This is a genomic window from Streptomyces sp. NBC_00005 (genome assembly GCF_045160215.1).
GTDB lineage: Bacteria > Actinomycetota > Actinomycetes > Streptomycetales > Streptomycetaceae > Streptomyces.
This window is the reverse complement of the sequence record NZ_CP108316.1, coordinates 5837428-5860951: the sequence shown is the minus strand read 5'-3', so window position 1 is coordinate 5860951 and position 23524 is coordinate 5837428. Positions and strand designations below refer to the sequence as shown.

Annotated in this window: 24 protein-coding genes; 11 read left to right on the top strand and 13 right to left on the bottom strand. The window is 69.5% G+C overall.

Annotated elements, in window-relative coordinates:
• Nucleotides 1-5: 5 nt before the first annotated feature.
• Both OG303_RS26915 and OG303_RS26910 read right to left on the bottom strand, forming a co-directional pair.
• Complete coding sequence (locus OG303_RS26915) at nucleotides 6-500, bottom strand: Fur family transcriptional regulator (RefSeq protein WP_405871493.1); 495 nt, start codon at nucleotides 498-500, stop codon at nucleotides 6-8.
• Nucleotides 501-534: 34 nt separating this feature from the next.
• Nucleotides 535-1110, bottom strand: a complete 576-nt coding sequence (locus OG303_RS26910) for an FABP family protein (RefSeq protein WP_405871492.1) — start codon at nucleotides 1108-1110, stop codon at nucleotides 535-537.
• A 294-nt stretch (nucleotides 1111-1404) separates the two neighbouring features.
• Here OG303_RS26910 and OG303_RS26905 point away from each other — a divergent pair, with 294 nt between their 5' ends.
• Nucleotides 1405-1767, top strand: coding sequence for a DsrE family protein (locus tag OG303_RS26905; protein WP_405871491.1), 363 nt, complete (start codon nucleotides 1405-1407; stop codon nucleotides 1765-1767).
• Nucleotides 1768-1872: 105 nt separating this feature from the next.
• Here OG303_RS26905 and OG303_RS26900 read toward each other — a convergent pair whose 3' ends face one another.
• From OG303_RS26900 to OG303_RS26865, 8 genes are all read right to left on the bottom strand, one after another.
• Complete coding sequence (locus tag OG303_RS26900; RefSeq protein WP_405871490.1) at nucleotides 1873-2136, bottom strand: DUF3099 domain-containing protein; 264 nt, start codon at nucleotides 2134-2136, stop codon at nucleotides 1873-1875.
• A gap of 71 nt (nucleotides 2137-2207) precedes the next feature.
• Nucleotides 2208-2495: a DUF1416 domain-containing protein gene (locus OG303_RS26895; RefSeq protein WP_003991226.1), complete on the bottom strand. Its 288-nt coding sequence runs from the start codon at nucleotides 2493-2495 to the stop codon at nucleotides 2208-2210.
• A gap of 87 nt (nucleotides 2496-2582) precedes the next feature.
• Nucleotides 2583-3422: a sulfurtransferase gene (locus OG303_RS26890; protein WP_405871488.1), complete on the bottom strand. Its 840-nt coding sequence runs from the start codon at nucleotides 3420-3422 to the stop codon at nucleotides 2583-2585.
• A 130-nt stretch (nucleotides 3423-3552) separates the two neighbouring features.
• Nucleotides 3553-3633: an Ms5788A family Cys-rich leader peptide gene (locus OG303_RS26885; RefSeq protein ID WP_405877494.1), complete on the bottom strand. Its 81-nt coding sequence runs from the start codon at nucleotides 3631-3633 to the stop codon at nucleotides 3553-3555.
• A 219-nt stretch (nucleotides 3634-3852) separates the two neighbouring features.
• Entirely contained in the window at nucleotides 3853-4605 is a 753-nt protein-coding gene (locus tag OG303_RS26880) for a DUF2993 domain-containing protein (protein WP_405871487.1), read from the bottom strand.
• Nucleotides 4606-4749: 144 nt separating this feature from the next.
• Nucleotides 4750-5934, bottom strand: a complete 1185-nt coding sequence (locus OG303_RS26875) for a hypothetical protein (protein ID WP_405871486.1) — start codon at nucleotides 5932-5934, stop codon at nucleotides 4750-4752.
• 2 nt (nucleotides 5935-5936) lie between these two features.
• Nucleotides 5937-6191, bottom strand: coding sequence for a MoaD/ThiS family protein (locus tag OG303_RS26870; RefSeq protein WP_405871485.1), 255 nt, complete (start codon nucleotides 6189-6191; stop codon nucleotides 5937-5939).
• A gap of 73 nt (nucleotides 6192-6264) precedes the next feature.
• Nucleotides 6265-7128, bottom strand: a complete 864-nt coding sequence (locus OG303_RS26865) for an alpha/beta hydrolase (RefSeq protein WP_405871484.1) — start codon at nucleotides 7126-7128, stop codon at nucleotides 6265-6267.
• A gap of 170 nt (nucleotides 7129-7298) precedes the next feature.
• Between OG303_RS26865 and OG303_RS26860 the strand changes: the two genes are divergently transcribed.
• The 9 genes from OG303_RS26860 to OG303_RS26820 all read left to right on the top strand — a co-directional run bounded on the left by OG303_RS26860 (nucleotide 7299) and on the right by OG303_RS26820 (nucleotide 16770).
• Entirely contained in the window at nucleotides 7299-8078 is a 780-nt protein-coding gene (locus OG303_RS26860; protein WP_405871483.1) for a winged-helix domain-containing protein, read from the top strand.
• Nucleotides 8079-8175: 97 nt separating this feature from the next.
• Nucleotides 8176-9198 (top strand): LacI family DNA-binding transcriptional regulator, encoded by a 1023-nt coding sequence (locus OG303_RS26855; RefSeq protein WP_405871482.1) that lies wholly within the window; start codon nucleotides 8176-8178, stop codon nucleotides 9196-9198.
• Nucleotides 9199-9341: 143 nt separating this feature from the next.
• Nucleotides 9342-10496: a S1C family serine protease gene (locus OG303_RS26850; protein WP_405871481.1), complete on the top strand. Its 1155-nt coding sequence runs from the start codon at nucleotides 9342-9344 to the stop codon at nucleotides 10494-10496.
• A 31-nt stretch (nucleotides 10497-10527) separates the two neighbouring features.
• Nucleotides 10528-10734: a hypothetical protein gene (locus tag OG303_RS26845; RefSeq protein ID WP_405871480.1), complete on the top strand. Its 207-nt coding sequence runs from the start codon at nucleotides 10528-10530 to the stop codon at nucleotides 10732-10734.
• Nucleotides 10735-10865: 131 nt separating this feature from the next.
• Nucleotides 10866-11603 carry a response regulator transcription factor gene (locus OG303_RS26840; RefSeq protein WP_405871478.1) on the top strand — a complete coding sequence of 246 codons (738 nt, stop codon included), beginning with the start codon at nucleotides 10866-10868 and terminating at the stop codon, nucleotides 11601-11603.
• 50 nt (nucleotides 11604-11653) lie between these two features.
• A complete protein-coding gene (locus OG303_RS26835; RefSeq protein ID WP_405877492.1) occupies nucleotides 11654-13060 on the top strand; it encodes a sensor histidine kinase in 1407 nt (468 codons plus the stop codon).
• 76 nt (nucleotides 13061-13136) lie between these two features.
• On the top strand, nucleotides 13137-15182 hold the full coding sequence (locus tag OG303_RS26830) for a pectinesterase family protein (protein ID WP_405871476.1): 2046 nt from the start codon (nucleotides 13137-13139) through the stop codon (nucleotides 15180-15182).
• An 84-nt stretch (nucleotides 15183-15266) separates the two neighbouring features.
• Nucleotides 15267-16004, top strand: a complete 738-nt coding sequence (locus OG303_RS26825) for a PH domain-containing protein (protein WP_405871474.1) — start codon at nucleotides 15267-15269, stop codon at nucleotides 16002-16004.
• Between the two features lie 55 nt (nucleotides 16005-16059).
• Nucleotides 16060-16770: a response regulator transcription factor gene (locus OG303_RS26820; protein WP_405871472.1), complete on the top strand. Its 711-nt coding sequence runs from the start codon at nucleotides 16060-16062 to the stop codon at nucleotides 16768-16770.
• Here the strand turns inward: OG303_RS26820 and OG303_RS26815 are convergent.
• From OG303_RS26815 to OG303_RS26805, 3 genes are all read right to left on the bottom strand, one after another.
• Entirely contained in the window at nucleotides 16760-18544 is a 1785-nt protein-coding gene (locus OG303_RS26815) for an ABC transporter ATP-binding protein (RefSeq protein WP_405871471.1), read from the bottom strand. The two genes, OG303_RS26820 and OG303_RS26815, sit on opposite strands and share 11 nt — an antisense overlap.
• A 640-nt stretch (nucleotides 18545-19184) precedes the next feature.
• Nucleotides 19185-20516 carry a DUF2993 domain-containing protein gene (locus tag OG303_RS26810; RefSeq protein WP_405871470.1) on the bottom strand — a complete coding sequence of 444 codons (1332 nt, stop codon included), beginning with the start codon at nucleotides 20514-20516 and terminating at the stop codon, nucleotides 19185-19187.
• A 58-nt stretch (nucleotides 20517-20574) separates the two neighbouring features.
• On the bottom strand, nucleotides 20575-22374 hold the full coding sequence (locus OG303_RS26805) for a bifunctional metallophosphatase/5'-nucleotidase (protein WP_405871469.1): 1800 nt from the start codon (nucleotides 22372-22374) through the stop codon (nucleotides 20575-20577).
• A gap of 188 nt (nucleotides 22375-22562) precedes the next feature.
• Between OG303_RS26805 and mshD the strand changes: the two genes are divergently transcribed.
• Nucleotides 22563-23489 (top strand): mycothiol synthase, encoded by a 927-nt coding sequence (gene mshD / locus OG303_RS26800; protein ID WP_405871468.1) that lies wholly within the window; start codon nucleotides 22563-22565, stop codon nucleotides 23487-23489.
• The last annotated feature ends 35 nt before the right edge of the window (nucleotides 23490-23524 follow it).

Sequence of the window (23524 nt, the reverse complement as noted above, 5' to 3'; positions counted from 1 at the left end):
CAAGCCTACGACTCGGTACTTGAACCCTTCAGAGAGCTCTCCTGGGTCTGCTGAGTCTGCTGCGCCCTCTGGATCTTCTGGATCTTCTGGGCACAGTCCTTGCAGCGGCCGAAGATCGCGAAGTGCTTCATGTCCGTGTCGAAGCCGAACTCGTCCCGGAGCTTGGCGGTGAACTCGGCGGCCACCGACACGTCCGCCTCGATCACGTTCGTGCAGTCGCGGCAGACGAGGTGGATGTGGTGGTGCCGGTCCGCGAGATGGTACGTCGGCGCGCCGTGCCCCAGGTGGGCGTGGCTGACCAGCCCGAGCTCCTCGAGAAGCTCCAGGGTCCGGTACACGGTGGAAATGTTGACCCCCGACGCCGTCTTCCTCACTTCCACGAGGATGTCGTCGGGGGTCGCGTGCTCAAGGGTGTCCACGGCTTCGAGGACAAGCTGACGCTGCGGCGTCAGCCGGTAACCGCGCTGCCTGAGATCGCTCTTCCAGTCGGTGCTCACCACACTGGAAGTCTAGGACTACTTGTGCTTGTCAGAACTACTTGAAGAAAGCGATCCCGTCGTCCGGCATGTCATCGGGCAGGGCCTTCGCCCAGCGCTCGACGTCGTCCGGGGTGACGACCTTCTTCAGGTGCGCCGACATGTAGGGGCGCAGCTCGACCTCGGGGGTCTGCTTCTCGCCGACCCACATGAGGTCGCTCTTCACGTAGCCGTACAGGCGCTTGCCCCCGGTGTACGGGCGGGAGGCCGCCGTACGGGCCACCGCGTCCGTCACCAGGTCGATCTGGGGCTTCTGGTGGGCGAGTTCGCCGTACCAGATCTCGATGACACCGTCGTCGCGGACCATCGTCACCTCGACCTTGCGGTCGGCGTCGATCCGCCAGAAGCCGGACTCGGACTCCAGGGGCCTGACCTTGTTCCCGTCGTTGTCCAGGACCCAGGTGTGGGACTGGTACTCCAGGAAGTCCCGGCCGTCGTGGGCGAAGGTGACCTCCTGCCCGAAGTTGCACTTCTCGGAGCCGGGGAAGTCGTGCACGCCCGCGCCCGCCCAGGTGCCGAGCAGGAAGGCGAGGGGGACGAGGTCCTTGTGGAGGTCGGACGGGATCTCGATCATGGGATCGGCGTTTCCTTTATGCCTTTTGCGGGGCTTACGGGGTCAGCGCTGGCCCTGGTACAGCTTCTTCACGGTCAGCCCGGCGAACGCGAGGACGCCGACGCAGACCAGGGCCAGCAGGGCTTCGAAGAATGCCTCAAGCACAGGGTGCTCCTTGGATGAGCGAGGGTGGGCGGTACACAAGAGCCGGGTCCAGCTTAGTCGGCCGGTGGCGGGCTCTCTTCGTGAGGTACGCCCTGCGGGGGATCGCCTGCTGGAGTGCCTGCCGGACGGTGCGTTGCATACGATTCGGCCATGGCGAAGAAGCTCGTGATCAAGGTGACGGCGGGGGCGGATGCGCCCGAGCGGTGCTCGCAGGCGTTCACGGTGGCGGCGGTCGCTGTGGCCAGCGGCGTGGACGTCTCGCTGTGGCTGACCGGCGAGTCCGCGTGGTTCGCGCTGCCGGGGCGGGCGGCCGGGTTCGAGCTGCCGCATGCGGCTCCGCTGCCCGGGCTGCTGGAGTCGGTCCTCGCTGCGGGGCGGGTGACTCTGTGCACGCAGTGCGCGGCGCGGCGGGAGATCACGGAGAAGGACGTCATCGAGGGGGTGCGGATCGCGGGGGCGCAGGTGTTCGTGCAGGAGGCACTCGGCGACGAGACCCAGGCGCTGGTGTACTGAGCCCGCTGCCCTCTTCCCGTCCCCTGGGGGCTCCGCCCCCAGACCCCCGATCGGCCTGAACGGCCTCGTCCTCAAACGCCGGACGGGCTGGAGGGAAGCATCCGCCTACCTCGGCGGGCGCTTCTTGCCGTCCAGTTCGTCCCACCACTCGTCGGACTTCGGGTCGCCGGACGGGTCGTCCCACCAGCGGTCGTCGGGGCCCCGGCGGTTGGCGACCATCGCGGCGACCGGAGGGATGAGCATCGCCACCACACACATCCCGACCGCCACCGGGACCGACCAGATACGTACGACTCCCCAGGCAAGGACGAACAGGCCGATACAGGTACCCATCATCGCGAAGTACACGTGGCGCCTTCGTGCGTACATGACTCCAGCGTAGGTCCGGGCACGCCGAAGGGCCGCACCCCCGAGGGTGCGGCCCCTGGTCGATCAGGGTGTCAGACCGCGATCGCGACCTCGGCGAGGCCGCCCTGCTGGGCGACGACCGTGCGGTCGGCGGTGGCGCCGGGGACCAGGGCGCGGACGGTCCAGGTGCCCTCGGCCGCGTAGAAGCGGAACTGCCCGGTGGCGGAGGTCGGGACCTCAGCGGTGAACTCGCCGGTCGAGTCCAGGAGGCGGACGTAACCGACGACGGGCTCGCCGTCCTTCGTCACCTGGCCCTGGATCGTGGTCTCACCGGGCTTGATCGTCGAGGCGTCCGGGCCGCCGGCCTTCGCTCCACACATGTCTTTCTCCAAGAGAGGTCTGACCGGAAGGAAGGCCGGTCGGGATTTGCGGGTCTGCTCGCTTGCTGCGTTGGCTTACTACTGGGCTTACTTGTTGGCGCCGAGCTCGATCGGGACGCCGACGAGGCTGCCGTACTCGGTCCACGAGCCGTCGTAGTTCTTGACGTTCTCGACACCGAGCAGCTCGTGCAGGACGAACCAGGTCAGGGCCGAGCGCTCACCGATGCGGCAGTAGGCGATGGTGTCCTTCGCCAGGTCGACCTGCTCCTCGGCGTAGAGCTCCTTGAGCTCCTCGTCCGACTTGAAGGTGCCGTCGTCGTTGGCGTTCTTCGACCACGGGATGTTGCGGGCGGACGGGACGTGGCCCGGACGCTGCGACTGCTCCTGCGGCAGGTGCGCGGGAGCGAGCAGCTTGCCGCTGAACTCGTCGGGCGAGCGGACGTCGACCAGGTTCTGCGAACCGATGGCCGCCACCACGTCGTCGCGGAAGGCGCGGATGGACTTGTCCTGCGCCTTGGCCTTGTAGTCGGTCGCCGGGCGGGCCGGGACCTCCTCGACCAGCTCGCGGGCGTCCAGCTCCCACTTCTTGCGGCCGCCGTCGAGCAGCTTGACGTTGTCGTGGCCGTAGAGCTTGAAGTACCAGTAGGCGTACGACGCGAACCAGTTGTTGTTGCCGCCGTAGAGGATCACCAGCGTGTCGTTGGCAATGCCCTTCGCCGACAGGAGCTTCTCGAAGCCCTCCTGGTCGATGAAGTCGCGGCGGACCGGGTCCTGCAGGTCCTTGGTCCAGTCGATGCGGATCGCGTTCTTGATGTGGTTCTTCTCGTAGGCGGACGTGTCCTCGTCCACCTCCACGATCGCGATGTTCGCGTTGTCCAGGTTGTCCTGGACAAAGTCGGCGTCGACCAGGACGTCGCTGCGGCTCATGCTCTTTCTCCTCCGGGGCAGTTGCGGCGGGGCGTGCGAGTGTGCGGGGTGCGCGTGCAGGCCTGAAATCGGCGCGCGCGCAGAATGCCCTGGGCAGGGCGCGGGGAATGCGGAGGTCGGAGCCGTCCGCTCAGAAGGTGCGACAGAGCATGGCGGCGACGCGGCACAGGTCTACTGCCCGCCGCTTCGTGAGATCCGCCTGTAGCTTCATGGGCTCGATCGTAGGGACGCACAGCGGGGCGTGTCACCGCCGTGTCGTATCGTGAGATGCGATCGTCCGGGATGTGGGATGAGATGAGCGCCCGGGGCGTGGTTCCACGGTTCCCGGGCCTGTGTAGGCGCCATCACATCTACGGTGCGGACGAACCGTCTCGCACTTCGGACACACGGCGTCCGTCGAACGTCGAACCTCGTCCTGCCCGGCGTCGTCCTACCCGGCCAGCCGGACGTTCGAACCCTTCACCGTGATGTCCACACCGTCCTTGGCGGCCTGCACACTGTCCAGCTTCACACCGCCCGGCAGCTGGTCGATGCTCTGCTGGAAGTCGGTGATCGACCGGATACGGGAGTCGGCGAGCTCGATGACCAGCTTGGGCAGGTTGTCGGCGTGCACCTTCACCTTGTCGCCGTCGACGGTCACTGTGCTGAGCACCGGATACGTCTGCGAGGCGCCGGCCGCCGAGATCTTGACGTCCACCTTGATCTTGCCGTTGCCACCGTCGGAGAGGCCGACGACCTGGGCCTTGACCCCGGTGATGATCTGCGTCGGCTCGGACTTGGCCGCCTTGAGCAGCTCGTCGTAGGCGATGGTGGCGGTGCCGGTCGCGGTGGCCGCGGTGGCGGAGCTGTAGTCGCCGGAGAACTTGACGCCCTTCATGTCGGCCTTCAGGTCGTCGATGCGGATCGTCGACTGTCCGCCGCTGCCGCTGGTTCCGCTGCCGGTGCCCGTGTCGGCCTCGTAGTCCTTGATGCCGATCTCGACGTCGTCCAGCTCGCCGGACGCGACCTGGGTGAGGAAGGGGAAGCCCTTGATGGACACGTCCGGGGTGGAGGCGAGGTTCTCGGTGGTCTTCACCTTGTCCGCGGCCTCGTTCTCGGCGAAGTAGACCGCCACACGGTCCGCGATCACGAAAAGGCCGCCCAGGATCACAACGACAATGAGAAGTATTCGCAGGGCGCGCATACGGTGTTTCCCCCACCTGGCCGGTCGACGACGACGACGCTCACGACGACCGGGTGGCCGTCCAGCGCGAGACTAACCCTGTGGTGGGCTCCGGCCGGGCAATTGTCGATCATCTGTGACAGGACCCGGGGACCGGGCCCCGCTCTACCCCAGCGCCCGCCCCAGCACGTACACCACCGGCGCCGCGGCCGTCAGCGGCAGGGCGACGCCCGCCGTGAAGTGCACGAACCTCGACGGGTAGTCGTAGCTCGCCACCCGGTGGCCGATCAGGGCGCAGGCCGCCGCGCCCGCGCCCAGCAGCGCGCCCTTCGCGCCGAAGTCCGTCATCCCGCCGACCGCGATGCCCGCTCCCGCCGCGGCGAGCAGCGAGACCACGACCGAGGCCGGGGTCGGCAGCGGCAGGGCGCGGGCCAGGACGGCCACCGCCGCCGCTGCCGCACCGACGGTCACCGCGTCCGCCTCGGCCGCGAGGTATCCGGCCGCGACGATGGCCAGCGCCGCCGAGGCGACGGTCGCCATCAGGCCGTACATCCGCTCGTCCGGGTCCGCGTGCGAACGCAGTTGAAGGACCAGGGTCATGAGGACCCAGACACCGAGGGTGCCCAGGATCGCCGCCGGGCCGTTCTCCCGGCCGGCCGCCAGCAGCACAACGTCCGCGACCACTGCGCCGAGGAACGCCAGCGCGATGCCCTGCCGGGCCGGCCACATGCCGTTCAGCCGGAACCAGCCCGCGGCGGTGACCGCCTGAAGAGCGACGAGCGGGACGAGCAGGGCGTACGAGCCGATCGCCGCCGCACCGGACAGGAGCAGGCCGAGCAAGGCCGTGAGCGCGGCCGGCTGCATGCCCGGCTCGATGACCGGGGACCGGCCCTCCAGACGGGCGCGCTGGGCGTCCGTGATGCGGGAGTTGCCGGCGACGGTGGCGGGTCCGTAGGTCGCGTCCGGCGAGTCCCCGGCGGCGGGGGCGGGTGCCTGGGGCTGCGCCTGCTGGTTCCAGGCCGGGGCCTGGGCCTGGACGTGGGCCTGGACGTGTGCCTGGGCCTGGCCCTCCTGCGGCAGTGGCTGACCCGCCACCCCGTAGGGCTGCTGCGGCATGTACGCCGTCTCTGTCGCGTTCACCGCGGGTGCCGCCGGCGGTACCGGCGTCTCCCAGGTCTGCCCCTGCCACTGCTGCGTGTACTGCTGCTCGGCGGGGGCCGCGTGCGGGTCGTCGTACCCCTGATACCCGTGCTGTCCCTGCTGGCTCTGTTGTCCCTGTTCGCCGGGCCACGCCTGCTGCTGGTACGGGTCGTACCCCTCGTACGGGCCCTCGTACGGCTGGTTGGTCATCGTCACCCTCCTGCGAACGGCGGGAGCACCTCGACCGTGCCGCCGTCGGCCAGCCGTACCGTCTCATGTCCGCGGGTGCCCACGGGGTCACCGTCGATGAGGAACGAACATCGCTGCAGCACGCGCGCGAGTTCTCCGGGGTGTCGCTCGCGCACGGCGTCGAGCGCCTCGGCGAGGGTGGCCGCGTCGTACGGCTCCTCGGCGACCCCGGCCGCGGCCTTCGCGGCGGCCCAGAAGCGCACCGTGACCTTTGGCATCCGGTTCCTCAACAACGATCAATGGAAAGTCGATCGATCAGTAGAAGGTCGATCGGCGGTGTACCCCGCCAGGCTAGCCCGCCTGTGAGCCGGCCCAGTCCCCGATGCGGGCCAGCAGGTCGTCGGTCGCCGCGTGTTCCGCGTGGCCCATGCCGGGCTCCAGCCACAGTTCGCCGTGGTCGCCGGCGGCGGCCGCGAGCATCCGGGGATGATCGACCGGGAAGTAGCCGTCCCGGTCGCCGTGCACGATCAGCAAGGGGGTGGGCGCGATCCTCGGCACCGCCTCCGCCGGGGACAGCGGCACCGGGTCCCATTCCTGGTGGTGGATCCTCGTACGGAATCCGTAGCGGCCCACCAGCCGGCCCTCGGGACGCGTTACCAGCCAGTGGAGCTTCCGCATAGGGGCCGTGCCCCGGTAATACCAGCGGGCGGGAGCGCTCACCGAAACCACCGCGTCCGTCGCCGCTTCCGTGCGCCCCTCGCGCCCCTGTCCGTACAGCGCCGCGTGCCGCAGCACCACGGAACCGCCCATCGAGAAGCCGACTGTCACCACGCGCGCGTGCCCGAGCTCCCGCGCCCACTCCACCGCGGCCGCCAGGTCGAGGACCTCCCGGTCGCCGACCGTCGAGCGTCCGCCGGAGGCGCCGTGGCCGCGGAAGGAGAACGTGACCACGGCCCCGTACTGCGCGAACGCCTGCGCGACGCGGCGTACATGGGGCTTGTCCACGTCGCCCGTGAACCCGTGGGCGACGACGAACACGGGGAAAACAGAAGGTTGCGTCGAGGCGTCGTATACGACCGCACCCGGTTCGTATACGGAATCGATCGCAATCCCGTCGTCGGTGCTCAGAAACGTACGCAAAAGCCCCCGTCTGCCCGTCTCGGGATGCGGACCAATGGTGGATCGCGCCACATGACCTGCCGGACCAGTGCTCATGTGGGCTATTCTGCTGGGCAGAGGACTCGGGCAGCGTAGCCCCCGGGTCCTTTTGTGCTTTCGGAAGCGTTGTATACGACGCGGGAAACCGCAGGTGTACGGGGCCCCGGGATCGCAGAGCAGTGCCGCACCGCTTACGTCCTCGCAGGGACCGAGGAGGAACCAGACGTATGAGTTCTCTGCTACTGCTGACCAATGCCCTCCAGCCGTCGACGGAGGTGCTCCCCGCCCTCGGCCTGCTCCTGCACAACGTGCGAGTGGCCCCGGCGGAAGGGCCCGCCCTCGTCGACACCCCTGGTGCCGACGTCATTCTCATCGACGGGCGCCGTGATCTGCCGCAGGTCCGCAGCCTGTGCCAGCTGCTGCGCTCCACGGGCCCCGGCTGTCCGCTCATCCTCGTCGTCACCGAGGGCGGCCTCGCGGCCGTCACCGCCGACTGGGGCATCGACGACGTGCTCCTCGACACCGCGGGTCCGGCGGAGGTCGAGGCGCGGCTGCGCCTGGCCATGGGCCGGCAGCAGATCGTCAACGACGACTCCCCGATGGAGATCCGCAACGGCGACCTGTCGGTCGACGAGGCGACCTACAGCGCCAAGCTCAAGGGCCGGGTCCTCGACCTCACCTTCAAGGAGTTCGAGCTCCTCAAGTACCTCGCGCAGCACCCGGGCCGCGTCTTCACGCGCGCGCAGCTGCTGCAGGAGGTCTGGGGCTACGACTACTTCGGCGGCACGCGGACCGTCGACGTGCACGTACGACGGCTGCGCGCGAAGCTCGGGCCCGAGCACGAGTCGCTGATCGGGACCGTCCGGAACGTCGGTTATCGATTCGTTACTCCTGAGAAGGTCGACCGGGCCGCCGAGGAGGCCAAGGCCAAGGCAGCCCGGGCAAAGCCGGAGGATGCGGACGAGACGGCCGCCCTGGACGCGGCCGAGGTACCGGCCGAGGCATAGCGGACCCCGGAAGGGGGCATTGCTTCGGCACGGGTGCCCCCGCGGGAAGCTCCTTCTCGCCCTGCCCAGAGCAGGTATATCCGCGTAGACTCCGCGCGTGGCCAAGGTGACTCGGGATGACGTGGCGCGACTGGCGGGGACTTCGACCGCCGTCGTCAGCTATGTCATCAACAACGGACCCCGGCCGGTTGCCCCGGCCACGCGCGAGCGTGTCCTCGCCGCCATCAAGGAACTGGGGTACCGGCCGGACCGGGTCGCCCAGGCGATGGCGTCGCGGCGCACCGACCTCATAGGCCTGATCGTGCCGGACGCGCGCCAGCCCTTCTTCGGGGAGATGGCGCACGCGGTCGAACAGGCCGCCTCCGAGCGCGGAAAAATGGTGCTGGTCGGGAACTCCGACTACGTGGGCGAGCGCGAGGTCCACTACCTGCGGGCGTTCCTCGGCATGCGGGTGTCCGGGCTGATCCTGGTCAGCCACGCGCTGAACGACAACGCCGCCGCCGAGATCGAGGCCTGGGACGCCCGGGTGGTCCTGCTGCACGAGCGGCCCGAGGCCATCGACGACGTCGCCGTCGTGATCGACGACCTGGACGGCGCCCAGCAGGCCGTCAGTCACCTGATCGAGCACGGCTACGAGTACGTCGCCTGCATGGGCGGCACCGCGCAGACCCCGGTGGTCGGCGACCCGGTCTCCGACCACGTCGAGGGCTGGCGGCGCGCGATGGAGGAGGCCGGGCTCTCGACCGAGGGCCGGCTCTTCGAGGCGCCGTACAACCGCTACGACGCCTATCAGGTGGCTCTCGGGATCCTCTCCGGCCCCCGGCGGCCGCCCGCGATCTTCTGCTCCACCGACGACCAGGCGATCGGCCTGCTGAGGGCCGCCCGCGAGCTGCGGATCGACGTGCCGGGCGAGCTGGCGGTGGCCGGCTTCGACGACATCAAGGAAGCGGCGCTGGCCGACCCGCCCCTGACCACGGTCGCCTCGGACCGCTCCGGGATGGCCCGGGCCGCCGTGGACCTCGTGCTCGACGACGGACTGCGGGTGGCGGGATCACGGCGGGAGCGGCTGAAGCAGTTCTCCTCGCGGCTGGTGGTGCGGAAGTCCTGCGGTTGCACCTGACGGTCGTGCGGGCGCGCATGAAGGTTGTCTGAGCGCACCCGCCGAGCCGCGAGAAGGCTCTTTATATCGGGCAAACAAGGTTCTGCCGGGCTTCTCAGCAAGCACTCAGGGAGCTCTCATGGTCACGCGACAAGCTCTGTTCCATGACCGAGAGCTTCCGCCGCAGCGGCGAGTACGAGAGCTACGAGAACCCGTACCAGGGCGCGCAGCAGCACGTCTCCTCCCCGGTGAACCCCGAGTGGCCGCCCCCGCCGGCCCAGCCGCCCGCGCACCCCGTGCAGCCCATGCAGCAGGCGGCGACGGTGCAGCCGGTCACGGCCGAGGGTTCCGGCTTCGGCGGCCACCACGGTGACGGCAACGGCGGCGGTACGGCTCTCCTCCCCACCGCCCCCGCTCCGGCGCCGAAGAAGCGGACCCGGGGCCCCATCGCCCTGCTGGCCGCCGTGGCGATCGTCGCCGCGGCCGTCGGCGGCGGCACCGCGTACGCCTTCCAGCAGCTGACCGGCAGCGACACCGTCGCCACCAGCACCACCACCAATGTGGTGCCGTCCAGCAAGAAGGGCGACGTCGCCACCATCGCCGCGGCCGTCAGCCCGAGCATCGTCGAGGTCAACGCCACGCTGAGCAACGGTTCCTCGACCGGATCCGGCGTGATCATCAGCAGCGGCGGCGAGATCATCACCAACAACCACGTCATCTCCGGCGCCTCGTCGATCAAGGTGAACACGAGCGACGGCAAGTCGTACACCGCGAAGGTCGTCGGCACCGACAGCAAGAAGGACCTCGCCCTGATCAAGCTGGAGAACGCCTCCGGCCTGAAGGCGGCGACCCTCGGCAACTCCGACGGCGTCCAGGTCGGCGACACGGTCGTGGCGATCGGCTCGCCCGAGGGCCTGACCGGCACCGTCACCAGCGGCATCGTCTCGGCCCTGAACCGCGACGTGACCGTCTCGACCGACGAGAGCCAGAGCCAGGACCAGGGGCAGGGCCAGGGCGGCGGCAACGGCCAGTGGCCGTTCTCCTTCGGCGGCCAGCAGTTCAACGGCGACACCGGTTCGTCGACGACGACGTACAAGGCGATCCAGACCGACGCGTCCCTCAACCCGGGCAACTCCGGCGGCGCGCTGATCGACGCCGGCGGCAACATCATCGGTATCAACTCCGCGATGTACTCGGCCAGTTCGCAGTCGTCCTCCGGCTCCTCGGACGCCGGCAGCGTCGGCCTCGGCTTCGCCATCCCGATCAACACCGTCAAGTCCGACCTGGCCACACTGCGGGCCGGCGGCAGCGACAACTGAACCCACACCGCACGCGAGTAGGGAGTACGTCATGATCAAGCAGGTTTCCCACACGGTCGCCGGCACCGATCCGGCCGGCTTCGCCCTGGCCCTCGAGGTGGCGTACGAACTGCACGCGCCGGTGACGCGGGCGCCGGAGCTGGTGGCGGCCCCCCAGCTGATGGGCCTGCGCACCACCGCGGCCCGCCCGCACCGCCGCAAGGTGCCGCTGAACCGGCTCACGGCGATGCGCGGCTGATCGCACCCGGCCCTTCTCCCGTAACGCCCCCGCAGGGAAACATGCGAGGCTGAAGGCAGTCAGCACGTTCAGGTACGTCCCAGCACCTTCAGCCCGTCGTCGTCCCACCGCATCTGAGGAATCCGAAGCCCATGAGCCCCGCCGATGGCGACCGTGACCCCCAGCGCATCCTGATCGTCGACGACGAGCCGGCCGTGCGCGAAGCACTCCAGCGCAGCCTCGTCTTCGAGGGGTACGACACCGAGGTCGCCGTGGACGGCGCGGACGCCCTGGAGAAGGCGACCGCGTACCAGCCCGACCTGGTCGTCCTCGACATCCAGATGCCGCGCATGGACGGCCTGACCGCCGCGCGCCGCATGCGCGGTGCCGGCACGACGACGCCGATCCTGATGCTGACGGCGCGGGACACGGTCGGTGACCGCGTGACGGGTCTGGACGCCGGCGCGGACGACTATCTGGTCAAGCCCTTCGAACTCGACGAACTCTTCGCCCGCGTCCGCGCGCTGCTGCGGCGCAGCTCGTACGCGGCGGCCGCGATCGCCGGTACGGCCCAGGAGGACGAGGCGCTGACCTTCGCGGACCTGCGGATGGATCTGGCGACGCGGGAGGTCACGCGGGGCGGGCGCCCGGTGGAGCTCACCCGCACCGAGTTCACGCTGCTCGAGATGTTCATGGCACACCCGCGTCAGGTGCTCACGCGTGAGCAGATCCTGAAGGCGGTGTGGGGCTTCGACTTCGAGCCGTCGTCCAACTCCCTGGACGTGTACGTGATGTACCTGCGCCGCAAGACGGAGGCGGGCGGCGAACCGCGCCTCGTGCACACGGTGCGGGGCGTGGGGTATGTGCTGCGGCAGGGCGGCGCGGAGTGAGGAAGGTTCTACGCCGCTTCCAGACGCTGCCGATCCGGTCGCGGCTGGCGATGCTGGTCGCTGCGGCGGTGGCGTTCGCGGTGGCGGCGGTTTCGGTGACGTGTTGGTTCATCGTGCAGGGGAAGTTGTACGACCAGCTCGACGAAGACCTGCAGAAGGCGGCGCGACCTCAGCCGTACTCAGCCGTCGCGAGCACGCTCACCGACTGCCCCGAGACCCCGGTGGACACCATGGGTGACTTCCGGGCGCAGGACTCGATCTACCTCCAGCTGGTGACGGCGGGTGGCAAGGGCTGCGTCTCGTCGAACTCCGAGGGCACGGTCAAGGTCACCGGCTCCGACAAGAACATCGTCAGGAACGCAGCGAGCCGCCAGGGACTGCTCCGCAACGGCACCGACTCCGACGGCAACGCCGTGCGCGTACTGACCACGCCCCTGTACGTCAGCCAGGGCATGGGCAGCCAGCCCCAGCTGTACACGGGCGCCGCCCTCCTCGTCGCGGTCCCCCTCAAGAGCACTCAGTCCACGCTCAACGAACTCGCCCTGATCCTCCTCCTCGTCTCCGGCATCGGAGTCCTCGGCGCCGGCGCCGCCGGCCTCGCGGTCGCCCGCGCCGGGCTGCGCCCCGTCGACAAGCTCACCGAAGCCGTCGAACAGGTGGCCCGTACCGAGGACTTGAGCGTCCGCATCCCCGTCGAGGACGACGCCGAGGACGAGATCGCCCGGCTCTCCCGTTCCTTCAACTCGATGACGTCATCGTTGGCCAGCTCCCGCGAGCTCCAACAGCAGCTCATCGCCGACGCCGGTCACGAACTCCGCACCCCCCTCACCTCCCTCCGCACCAACATCGAACTCCTCACCCGCAGCGAGGAGACCGGCCGTCCCATCCCCCCGGCCGACCGCAAGGCCCTCCTCGCCTCCGTGAAGGCGCAGATGACCGAACTGGCCGCCCTGATCGGCGACTTGCAGGAGCTGGCGCGGTCGGAGGGGCAGCGGGGTGAGCGCGTCCAGGTGGTCTCGTTGCAGGACACGGTCGAGGCGGCGCTGCGCCGCGCGCGCCTGCGCGGACCGGAGCTCACCATCACCGCCGACCTCCAGCCCTGGTACGTACGGGCGGAGCCCTCCGCCCTGGAGCGGGCGGTCGTCAACATCCTGGACAACGCGGTGAAGTTCAGCCCCGAGGGCGGCGCCATCGACGTCCAGCTCGACGACGGCGTCCTGACCGTCCGCGACCACGGCCCCGGCATCGACGCCGAGGAACTCCCGCACGTCTTCGACCGCTTCTGGCGCTCTCCCAGCGCACGCGCCCTGCCGGGCTCGGGCCTCGGCCTGTCGATCGTCGCGCGCACGGTGCAACAGGCCGGCGGCGAGGTCACCCTGGCCCGCGCGGCCGGCGGCGGCACGGTGGCGACCGTACGGATTCCGGGGGCTCCCACGCCCCCTCCGGAAGTGGAGTAACGGGACGGGCAACCTTTCCGTGCGGGGTGGCGACCTATCGACGGTCCCTGTCCCCCCGCACGGAACGGATTCCCGCATGGCTCAGCACCGTCGGCGCAGAACCGCTCTCGCCATCACCGTCCCCCTCGCCCTCGCCGCCGCCGGAACCCTGGCCTACGGCATGCTCCCCGGCACCCAGCCCAAGGCGTCCGCCGCCACCGCCCCCGTCTGGGCCACCGCCACCGCCGACGGCTTCGCCTCGGTCAACGCCCTGGGGCAGAACGGCACTTACGGCGGCCGCGACGGCAAGACGGTCACCGTGAAGACCCTCGCCGACCTGGAGAAGTACGCGACGTCCGCCGATCCGTACGTCATCGTCGTCGCGGCGACCATCACCATGGATCCGGTCGGGAAAGAGATCAAGGTCCAGAGCAACAAGACCATCGTGGGCGCCGGGACTTCCGGGCAGATCGTGGCCGGCGGGTTCTTCCTCGGTGAGGGCGTCCACAACGTCATCATCCGCAACCTGACGATCCGGGACGCCTACCAGGGCACCTGGAACGACAAGGAGCACGACTACGACGGCATCCAGATGGACGGCGCCCACCATGTGTGGATCGATCACAACGACATCCGGCACATGGCCGACGGGCTCATCGACAGCCGCAAGGACACGACCTATCTGACCGTCTCCTGGAACAAGCTCAGCCAGGAGAACAAGGCCTTCGGCATCGGCTGGACCGACAACGTCACCTCGAACATCACGATCCACCACAACTGGATCCGCGAGACCGAGCAGCGCAACCCGTCCACGGACAACGTCGCCCACGCGCACCTCTACAACAACTACCTGGAGGACGACCCGGGCACCGCCATCACGTCCTCCTACGGCAACTACGCGCGCGGCAGGACCAACATGCTGCTGGAGAACTCCTACTTCCAGGGCATGAACAACCCGGTGACCAGGGACAGCACGGCCACGCTCGTGCAGCGCGGCAACGTGTTCTCCGCGACGACCGGCAAGAACGAGAGCGGCGGCTCGGGCGCGTCCTGGGATCCGAAGAGCTACTACAGCTACACACTGGACAAAGCCGCCGACGTGCCGAGCCTGCTCAAGTCCGGTACGGGGCCGCGCAGTTCGATCGGTACGACGGCCACCACCACGACCACTGCTACGACCGCCGCCGCTGCCGCCACCCTCACCGTCGCGCAGGACGGCAGCGGCCAGTACAGGACCGTGCAGGCCGCCGTGGACGCCGTACCCGCCAACAACGCTTCCCGCGTGGTCATTTCGGTGAAGCCCGGCACCTACCGCGAGGTCGTGAAGGTCCCGGCGAACAAGCCGCACGTCACCATCCAGGGTGCCGGCAGCAGCCGTAAGGACACGGTGATCGTCTACAACAACGCGGCGGGGACGAAGAAGCCCGACGGCTCGACCTACGGCACTCCCGGCAGCGCCACCGTCTCCGTCCAGTCCGACGACTCGCAGCTGCGCAACCTGACCGTCACCAACGACTTCGACGAGGCCTCGCACCAGGACATCGCCAACCAGGCGGTGGCGTTGCTGACCCAGGCCGACAAGATCTTCCTCGACGGAATCATCGTCAACGGCGACCAGGACACCCTGGAGATGGAGACGGCCGCCGCGGACAAGCTCGGCCGCGTCTACGTCGCCAACTCCTACATCACCGGCAACGTCGACTTCGTCTTCGGGCGGGCCACGGCCGTCGTCGACAAGTCCGTCATCACCCTGAAGAAGCGCTGGAACGGGTCCTCGGCCGGTTACGTCACCGCCGCCAGCACCCCCGCCGACCGCAAGGGCATCCTGATCAACAAGTCGTCGATCAGCGGTGACGTCTCCAACGCGAGCTTCTACCTCGGCCGCAACTGGCACCCGGGCGGCAGCACCACCGTCGACCCGCAGGCCACGGTCCGCAACACCACCCTGAGCGCCGCGATCAAGTCGACCCCCTGGTCCGACATGGGCGGCTTCTCGTGGAAGGACGACCGGTTCGCCGAGTACAGGAACACCGGCGCGGGCTCGGGTGCGGCCGGCAGCGACCGGCCGCAGCTGACCGACGCCCAGGCCGCGGGCCAGGAGGTCGCGGACTGGCTGGGCGGCTGGACGCCGACCGCTTCCTGACCCGCCGCAAAAGCCCACAGCGAGCGGTCTTACTCTCTCCCCAGCCGCGCACCTGTTCGGTGCGCCTGGGGAGGGAAACCGTCGATGGACGAGAGTGGCGTGGAGCGCGAGTACCGCAAGCGACGGAAACTGCCGCAGGCGTACCTGCTCCTGGTGGGTGTGGTGATGCTGAACGGCCTCATCCAGACCGGCCGCCTCCAGCTCGGTCACGACTCCAGCCTGCGCATCTGGACATCGGGGGCGGTCGCGCTGCTCATGGTGGCGGCCCTGGTCCGGATCGTGCTGGAGCAGTACCGGGCGTACACCCGGGTCACGGCCGCCGGCATCACCGTGCAGGGGCCCGTACGGTCGCGCACCTGGGCCTGGCACGAGGTGTACGACATCCGGGTGCAGCCGTCCCCGCGCGGCTCGGGCCGGATGGCCCCCCAGTGGCTCGCCTATCTCTACGACATGGAGGGCCGCCGCTTCCGGCTCCCGCACCTCGACGACTGGCAGCTGGACGACCCGTACGCCGAGGTCTCGGCGCTGTGCCTGGCCGCCGCCCCGCACCGCAGCCTCACCTGGGAACGGCGTCCCCATGTCGAGGAGGGGATCCTGCGGCGGGCCGTGGGGCGCAAGGCGTGGACCTGGGCGGCGTACGGCACGCTCGTGGTGCTGTTCGCCATGTTTTTGGTCGATCTCTGGCAGATCGCCTTCGGTCGGCCGGAGCACCCGTTCCTGCTGTTCCTGTGGGTGCCGCTGGCCTCCTTCGGCGTCCTCGGCGCCGTCCTCCAGCGGTACTGGACGGCTCGTCCCCCGCGCTCGATCGCACAGCAGCCGTAGCTCACCCATAACCGTCTGCCAGCCCCAGCACAGCCGATCGTCACACCGTGTTCGGATGGCGCCGAAGACAACGGTTCTGCTGGCCGACGACGACGCGGATCTGCGGGAAGGCATCGGGCGACTGCTGAGGTTCGAGGGGTACGACACGGTTCTCGCCGGGGACGGCCGCACGGTCGTCGAGCTGGTCGGGCTGCCCGAGGACGCGCCCGATCTGGTCCTGATGGACGTCACCATGCCGGGCCTGGACGGACTGGCGGCGACGCGGCGGATCCGGGCCTCCGGGTCCACCGTCCCGATCCTGATGATCACCGGGCGGAACGCGGTCGGCGACCGGATCGTCGCCCTCGACAACGGCGCCGACGACTATCTGATGAAGCCCTTCGCCACCGAGGAACTGCTCGCCCGGGTGCGCGCCCTGCTGCGCCGCGCCCCGCGGAAGACCGCCGCCGTCTCCCGGGGCAACGACCGGCTCACCTTCCAGGACGTCGCCATGGAGCTGCGGACCCGTACCGTCACCCGCCGCGGCCGCCGGCTCGACCTCACCAAGACCGAGTACCTGCTGCTGGAGTACCTGATGCGCCATCCGGCCAAGGTGCTCAGCCGTACCCAGATCCTCAAGGACGTGTGGGGCTTCGAGTTCGAGCCCACCTCCAACACCCTGGACGTGTACGTGATGTACCTGCGGCGCAAGCTGGAGAGCCGCGGCGAACCGCGGCTCATCCAGACCGTGCGCGGGCTGGGCTACACCCTGCGGACTACCACCTGAGAATCATGGTCTCGTCGTGCGCCGGCGGTACGTCGGCCACCGCGTCCGGCAGCGGCTCGGCGAGCCCCGCGTAGGCGCCCTGCCGGGCGAGCAGTTCCTTGTGGGTGCCCGTCTCCACCAGCCGTCCCCGGTCGACGACCACGATCCGGTCGGCGTCCGGTGCGAGGCTCAGATCGTGGGTGATCATGATCGTCGTACGGCCCGCCATCAGCTTGCGCAGCGGCTGCACCACCTGGCGGGCGGCCACCGCGTCCAGGCCCGCCGTCGGCTCGTCCAGGACGAGGACCGGTGCGGAGCGCAGCATCGCGCGGGCGATGGCGACGCGCTGCAGCTGACCGCCGGAGAGGGCGGCCGTGCCGGGCGCGAGGTGGGTGTCGTATCCCTCGGGCAGGGCGGTGATGAAGTTGTGCGCCGCCGCCTCCCGGGCCGCCTGCTCGATCTCCTCGTCGCTCGCGCCGGGCCGTCCGCAGGCGATGTTCTCGCGGATCGTGCCGCTGAGGACCAGCGTCTCCTGGGGCAGCAGCGCCACGTTCTCGCGCAGGAACTCCAGGTTCATGTCGGTGAGCGGGACGCCGTCCAGGCTGATCACGCCCTGCGAGGGGTCGTAGAAGCGGGTCAGCAGTTTGGACAGGGTCGACTTGCCGGCGCCGCTGGAGCCGGTGACGATGACCAACTCGCCGGGTCCCGCGGTGAAGTTGACGTCGCGCAGGGAGGCGCGGCGGGACTCGGGGTAGCGGAAGGACACGTCGTGGAAGGCGACCCAGCCGCGCACCGGCCACTCGGCGACCGGTTCGGCGGGGTCGGAGACGGCCGGCTTCGCGTCCAGGATCTCGTTGAGGCGCTGGGCGCCCGCGGTCGCGGCGGTGAGGGTGAGGCCGAGCTGGCCGAGGTTGCGGACCGGCGGGTAGAGGTAGCCGATGAAGGCGGCGAAGGCGAGGAGCTGACCGAGGGTCATACGACCCGCGGAGATCTCCCAGACGCCCAGGCCGATCACGGCCAGCACGCACAGGGTCTCGACGACCTCGACGAACTGCTCGTACATCTCGCTCAGACGGGCACCGCGCACGCTCGCCCGCATCCAGGCGCGCGCCTCGACGTCGAGCCGCTTCTCCTCGTCCGCACGGCGGTTGTACGCCTGGGTCAGCACGACGTTGCCGAGCGACTCCTCCACCACCGAGGTGATGGCGCCGTCGGCGACCCGCTCGTCCTGGGAGGCCGTCTTGATACGGCCGGCGAAGCGGCGGGCGGCGAGGATGAACAGGGGCGCGAGGACGAAGGTGGCCAGGGCCAGGTCCCAGCGCAGGTACAGGGCGGCGCACGCGTAGAAGACGGCGGAGAAGGCGGCGGAGACCGTGCCGACGACGCCGGACACGACCATCTGCTCGATGGCCTCCACGTCACCGGTGAGGCGCTCGACGAGATCGCCCTGCCGGTGCTTCTGGAAGAAGTGCGGCGGCAGGTCCTGCACATGCCGGAACACGCCCGCCCGTAGCCGCAGCACGAATCTCTCCGCGGTCCAGGTGGCCAGCGAGTTGCCGAGGTAGCCGACGAACGCGCCGAGCACGGCCACGCCCAGCCAGGCGCCGGCCGGGCCCCAGAAGGCGGAGAGCGAACCGGCCTTCAGGGCGTTGTCGGTGAGCTCCGCGAACAGCAGGATCGAGGCGGTCTCGGCGAGCGCGGACATCACCACGCACGCGACGATCACCGCGAGCCACTTGCGGTCGCCGCGGGTCAGCGGCCAGAAACGGCGGAAGGCCTCACGGACTTCGCTCATGGTCGGCTCTCTTCGGGTTCACGGTTCGGACATGGCCGAGGCGGGGCCACCGGGCGAGCTCGCTCGCCAACCGGTGGCCCCGCCTCGCGGCGTGCCTCAGCCCTTGTGGCCGACGGGGCGGCGCTTCGGGGCGGGCTTCTTCGGCGCCTTCTTCTTCGGGGCCGGGGCGGGCTTGCAGTTGGTCTTCTTCACCGGGGCGATCTTGTGGAAGCTCATGGGGGTTTCCCTTTCTGTCACTGGTCTGCAACAGTCCCTCTACCGATCTGCTGCAATTGCCTTTGAATTACTTGGATTTACGCAGGTGAATTCTTTGTCAGCCCTTGTGGGCGACGGGCCTGCGCTTCGGAGCCGGCTTCTTCGGGGCCTTCTTCTTGGGGGCCGGCGCGGGCTTGTGGGCCTTCTTGACGGGGGCGATCTTGTGGAAGCTCATCGTGTTCTCCTTCGTTTTCGTGTCGTTCGCTTTCGACATGGAAAACACTACGGCATTCCCGAAGCCAAAAAAGCCTTTCCGCCTTAGACGTCAATAAGATTCGATGTGAGTTGCCTCTGAAAATAAATTCTCAGACGACCCCCGGAACTGAACCCGCGCTCACACAGGTTTTATCGGGAGCGGGAGGGAGTCGGCGAGAGTCGGCGGGCCCTAACGGGAGCTGCCGACGGCCAGCCCCGAGCCCTCGATCCGCACCCTGATCCCGTCCTTCTCCACCCGCACATCGCGAAGCCGCAGCTCCCCGCTCTGCGGTGTGGGCAGGCTGAAGCCCAGGGACAGGCGGTCGGCGAGGACCGGGCGGGTGAGCCGGGGCAGGGCGTCCAGCAGGGACGGGTCGAAGCCGAGGCGCTTGAGCAGGGCGGGGTGCTCCAGGGCCAGGTCGATCAGGTTGAGCCGCATGGCCCGGTGAATGAAGCGCGGTGAGCCGGTCACGCGCGCCAACTCGGCGTCGGAGCGCAGGGCCTGACGCACCGCGGAGTCGGGGACGCCGAGCCGCCGTACCACCGCCGGAACCGCGAACAGTGCCTTCGCCTTGGCCGTCTCGTGCGTGAGGCGTGCGGCGGAGCTGCGGGTCAGGTGCAGGCCCTCGGTGGCACCGGTGCCGGGCCGGTAGGTCGCCAAGTCCCCGATGTCCAGGCGCATTCCGCCGATATGGGTGGCGATGGAACGGTCGCCGTCACGGCCGATGCGGGCGTCGGCCCGCAGCCGGAGGTCGTGTCCGGCCACCGGGAGCGTGCCGCGGGCCAGCACCCGGTCGTCGCCGTGTCCCGTGAACGTCACCTGGGACGCGCCGAGTTCGCGGTTCAGGTCGTCGAAGGAGAGCAGGACGTCGCCGTCGAGCCGGGGAATCCCCGCTCCCCGTACGGAAGTCGGTCCGTCCGGGGCGTTCAGCCGTACGTCGTGCGCGGTCGCCGTCACCTTGGCCAGCGAGACCCGGTCGGCGGCGACGTCCGGCACGGTCACCTTCACCGAGTGCAGGCGGCCGTCGGCGAGTTGGGTGAGGAAGGGAAAGCCGTCGATCTCCACCTCGGGCGCCGCGTTCAGCTTCAGCCGGTCCTCGAGGGCGCTGGCCGCCCGGTGTTCGGCGTACAGCAGCGCCCAGCGGTCGGCGAGGGTGAGAAAGGCGGCGAGGACGACGACTGCCACCACCGCCTTCAGCGCGAGCGGGAGGCCCGCGAAGCGGCCGCGCCTACGACGGCGGCCGCTTCGGCGGTGGTTGGGCGCAACCCAGGGGTCGTCCTGGCCCTCTTCCTGGATGTCCCCTTCCGGAACGTCCTCGTGGAGGAACTCCTCCAGCGGGCCGTCGTCCAGAGCGCCCAGTTCGTCGTACGGGTTCGCGGCGCCCAGTTCGTCGTACGGGTTCGCGGCGCCACGTTCGTCGTAGGGGTGTGTGGCGCCACGTTCGTCGTAGAGGTTTGCGGCTCCCGGTTCGTCGTAGGGGTTTGCAGAGGAATGCGTCGGTATGTGGTGGGGGGTACGCATCGATCCATCCGACCATGCGCACCGACCCCACCCGCAACCTCTACCTCCGGTATGGGATCTAGCTCACGATCGTGATCCGGTCGGCCGCCGGTGGCGTGATCGGGTTCGTCGCCGACGAGTTGGCCGTCAGGAACTGCGCCAGCGCCGCGAGGTCATCGATGCCGACCAGGTCGTTCGTGCCCTGACCCAGCGTCGTGAAGCCGTCGCCGCCGCCCGCGAGGAAGCTGTTGGTCGCGACGCGGTAGGTGGCGGCCGGGTCGATCGCGGAACCGTTCAGCTTGACGGAGTCGGTGACGACCCGGTCCGCGCCCGTCTTCGTCAGGTCCAGGGTGTACGTCAGGCCCGAGGACGGCTGGAGGATCTTCGTGGCGCTCGCGTTCACGCCACTCACCTGCTCCTTGAGGACCTGGATCAGCTGGGCGCCCGTGAAGTCCTGCAGGTTCACCGTGTTGGAGAACGGCTGCACCGTGAAGCCCTCGGCGTATGTCACGACGCCGTCGCCCTCACTGCCCTTGGCCGTGTAGGTCAGCCCTGCCCGCACTCCGCCGGGGTTCATCAGCGCGAGGTCGGTCTCGGGGTCCAGTTCCTTGCCGTACGCCAGTTGGGCGTCGGCGATCAGGTCGCCCATCGGGGACTCGGTGCCGGTGCTCGGGACGTCGGCGGAGATGTAGCCGATCGCGCGGTTGCCGACGGGCGCCGCGAGGGTGTTCCACTTGCCGATCAGCTCGGTCATGTCCGGCGCCTTGGCGACGGTCCGGGTGACCACGTGGTTCGCCGACTTCACCGACGTACGCGCGATGTCACCGGTGACGCGGTCGTACGTCAGCGTGGTGTCCGTGTAGAGGCGGCCGAAGGACGCGGCCGAGGTGACCATGCGGGGCTTGCCCGCCGGGTCCGGGATCGTGCAGACGTACGCGGCGTGGGTGTGACCGGTGACCAGCGCGTCCACCGACGGCGTGATGTTCTTGGCGATGTCGACGATCGGGCCGGAGATGCCGTCGCCGGCGCCCGGGGAGTCGCAGTTGTAGTTGTACGAGCCCGAGGCGGGCAGCCCGCCCTCGTGGATGAGCGCCACGATCGACTTCACGCCCTGCTTGCGCAGCACCTTGGCGTACTTGTTGATCGTCTCGACCTCGTCCTTGAACTTCAGGCCCTTGACCCCGTCGGCGGAGACGACACCCGGGGTGTCCTCCAGGGTCACGCCGATGAAGCCGATCTTGACGTCCTTCTTCTTCCACACCCAGTACGGCGCGAGGATCGGCTTCCCGGTCTTCTCGCCGAGCACGTTGGCCGCCAGGTAGGGGAAGTCGGCGCCCTCGAACTTCTTGTCGGTGTAGCAGCCGTCCGTGGGGTGGCAGCCGCCGTTCTGCAGCCGGGCCAGTTCCTTGGCGCCCTCGTCGAACTCGTGGTTGCCGACGCTCGTGACGTCCAGGTCGAGCTTGTTCAGCGCCTCGATGGTGGGCTCGTCGTGGAAGAGGCCCGAGATCAGCGGGGAGGCGCCGACCATGTCGCCGCCGGCCGCGGTGATGGAGTACGCGTTGCCCTTGCGGGCCTCGCGCAGATGGGTCGCGAGGTACTCGACACCACCGGCGTCGATCGTCTTCGTCGTCCCGTCGGCCTGCAGTTCGCTCACGCGGCCGGACGAACCCGACGGCGGCTCGAGGTTGCCGTGCAGGTCGTTGAAGGACAGCAGCTGTACGTCCTGGTAGCGGCTCGGGCGGTGGTCGCCGCCCTTGCTCTCGTGCGCATCCGCCGGGAGCGCGGCGGCGAGAGCGCCCGCGGTGGCGAGTCCGGCGGCTGCGGCGACGAGACGGTACGTCCGTCTGCGGCCCTGGTACGGCTGGGAAGTGGCTGGCATGCGCCCCCCTGTGGGTCTGCCTGGGTCTGCTGGCGGGTCTGCTGAGGTAGTGGCCCGTCCGGCGCAGCCTAGAGTCAACGCGCGTAGCACGAAAAGGGATTCGTGGTTACATCCTGGTTTCCCTTTGCCCGTGCTTTGCCCCTCCCTTGACCGGCACTTTGCAGCGACCTCCCCTTACCCTCGTACGCATGACCAGCGACGACACCGCCCGGCCCGACCGGACCCGCTCCATCGAGACCTACGCCGTGCTCCGGCCGGAGCAGACCGAGGCCGTGCTCTCCCTGCTCGCGGAGGCCGCCCATGACGACGGGCAGCAGGCGGTGTCCGAGCAGGGGCGGCTGCAACTGCGCGGCGGCGCCCGCGAGGGCGTGTCCCATCTGCTGCTCAGCGTCGGCGACGAGCTCGTCGGTTACGCGCAGCTGGAGGACACCGACCCGGTGGAGGCGCCGGCCGCCGAGCTCGTCGTCCACCCCGCGCACCGCGGGCACGGGCACGGGCGGGCGCTGGGCTCGGCGCTGCTGGCCGCCTCCGGCAAGCGGCTGCGGGTGTGGGCCCACGGCGGGCACTCGGCCGCCCGGCACCTCGCACAGGTCCTCGGCCTCACGCTGTTCCGCGAACTGCGCCAGATGCGGCGGCCGTTGACGGACCTGAACCTGCCCACGCCGGTCCTCCCGGCGGGCGTGACGGTACGCGCCTTCGTCCCCGGCGAGGACGACGCCGCCTGGCTCGCCGTGAACGCCGCCGCCTTCGCCCACCACCCCGAGCAGGGCTCCCTGACCCAGCGCGACCTCGACGACCGCAAGGCCGAGCCGTGGTTCGACCCCGCCGGCTTCTTCCTCGCCTTCCGCGGCGACGAACTCGTCGGCTTCCACTGGACGAAGGTCCACGCGGCGGACCGGCTCGGCGAGGTGTACGTCCTCGGCGTGCGGCCCGGCGCGCAGGGCGGCGGGCTGGGCAAGGCCCTCACGACGATCGGGCTGCGGCATCTGGAGGCGCAGGGGCTGCCCACGGCGATGCTGTATGTCGACGGGGACAACAAGGCGGCGGTGTCGGTGTACGAGCGGCTGGGATTCAGTACGTACGAGACGGACCTGATGTACCGCACCGAGACGTGAGCCTCCGGCCGTGGGGCGGTGTGCTGTGCGGGTGC

Bases quoted from the DNA above. Each gene is read 5' to 3' on its own strand.
- OG303_RS26850 (WP_405871481.1), top strand. From the start codon at position 9,342: ATGACCGAGAGCTTCCGCCGCAGCGGCGAGTACGAGAGCTACGAGAAC.
- OG303_RS26880 (WP_405871487.1), bottom strand. From the start codon at position 4,605: ATGCGCGCCCTGCGAATACTTCTCATTGTCGTTGTGATCCTGGGCGGC.
- OG303_RS26845 (WP_405871480.1), top strand. From the start codon at position 10,528: ATGATCAAGCAGGTTTCCCACACGGTCGCCGGCACCGATCCGGCCGGC.
- OG303_RS26805 (WP_405871469.1), bottom strand. From the start codon at position 22,374: ATGCCAGCCACTTCCCAGCCGTACCAGGGCCGCAGACGGACGTACCGT.
- OG303_RS26830 (WP_405871476.1), top strand. From the start codon at position 13,137: ATGGCTCAGCACCGTCGGCGCAGAACCGCTCTCGCCATCACCGTCCCC.
- OG303_RS26895 (WP_003991226.1), bottom strand. From the start codon at position 2,495: ATGTGTGGAGCGAAGGCCGGCGGCCCGGACGCCTCGACGATCAAGCCC.
- OG303_RS26870 (WP_405871485.1), bottom strand. From the start codon at position 6,191: ATGCCAAAGGTCACGGTGCGCTTCTGGGCCGCCGCGAAGGCCGCGGCC.
- mshD (WP_405871468.1), top strand. From the start codon at position 22,563: ATGACCAGCGACGACACCGCCCGGCCCGACCGGACCCGCTCCATCGAG.
- OG303_RS26865 (WP_405871484.1), bottom strand. From the start codon at position 7,128: ATGAGCACTGGTCCGGCAGGTCATGTGGCGCGATCCACCATTGGTCCG.
- OG303_RS26835 (WP_405877492.1), top strand. From the start codon at position 11,654: ATGCTGGTCGCTGCGGCGGTGGCGTTCGCGGTGGCGGCGGTTTCGGTG.
- OG303_RS26875 (WP_405871486.1), bottom strand. From the start codon at position 5,934: ATGACCAACCAGCCGTACGAGGGCCCGTACGAGGGGTACGACCCGTAC.
- OG303_RS26840 (WP_405871478.1), top strand. From the start codon at position 10,866: ATGAGCCCCGCCGATGGCGACCGTGACCCCCAGCGCATCCTGATCGTC.
- OG303_RS26885 (WP_405877494.1), bottom strand. From the start codon at position 3,633: ATGAAGCTACAGGCGGATCTCACGAAGCGGCGGGCAGTAGACCTGTGC.
- OG303_RS26810 (WP_405871470.1), bottom strand. From the start codon at position 20,516: ATGCGTACCCCCCACCACATACCGACGCATTCCTCTGCAAACCCCTAC.
- OG303_RS26815 (WP_405871471.1), bottom strand. From the start codon at position 18,544: ATGAGCGAAGTCCGTGAGGCCTTCCGCCGTTTCTGGCCGCTGACCCGC.
- OG303_RS26900 (WP_405871490.1), bottom strand. From the start codon at position 2,136: ATGTACGCACGAAGGCGCCACGTGTACTTCGCGATGATGGGTACCTGT.
- OG303_RS26905 (WP_405871491.1), top strand. From the start codon at position 1,405: ATGGCGAAGAAGCTCGTGATCAAGGTGACGGCGGGGGCGGATGCGCCC.
- OG303_RS26820 (WP_405871472.1), top strand. From the start codon at position 16,060: ATGGCGCCGAAGACAACGGTTCTGCTGGCCGACGACGACGCGGATCTG.
- OG303_RS26825 (WP_405871474.1), top strand. From the start codon at position 15,267: ATGGACGAGAGTGGCGTGGAGCGCGAGTACCGCAAGCGACGGAAACTG.
- OG303_RS26860 (WP_405871483.1), top strand. From the start codon at position 7,299: ATGAGTTCTCTGCTACTGCTGACCAATGCCCTCCAGCCGTCGACGGAG.
- OG303_RS26910 (WP_405871492.1), bottom strand. From the start codon at position 1,110: ATGATCGAGATCCCGTCCGACCTCCACAAGGACCTCGTCCCCCTCGCC.
- OG303_RS26890 (WP_405871488.1), bottom strand. From the start codon at position 3,422: ATGAGCCGCAGCGACGTCCTGGTCGACGCCGACTTTGTCCAGGACAAC.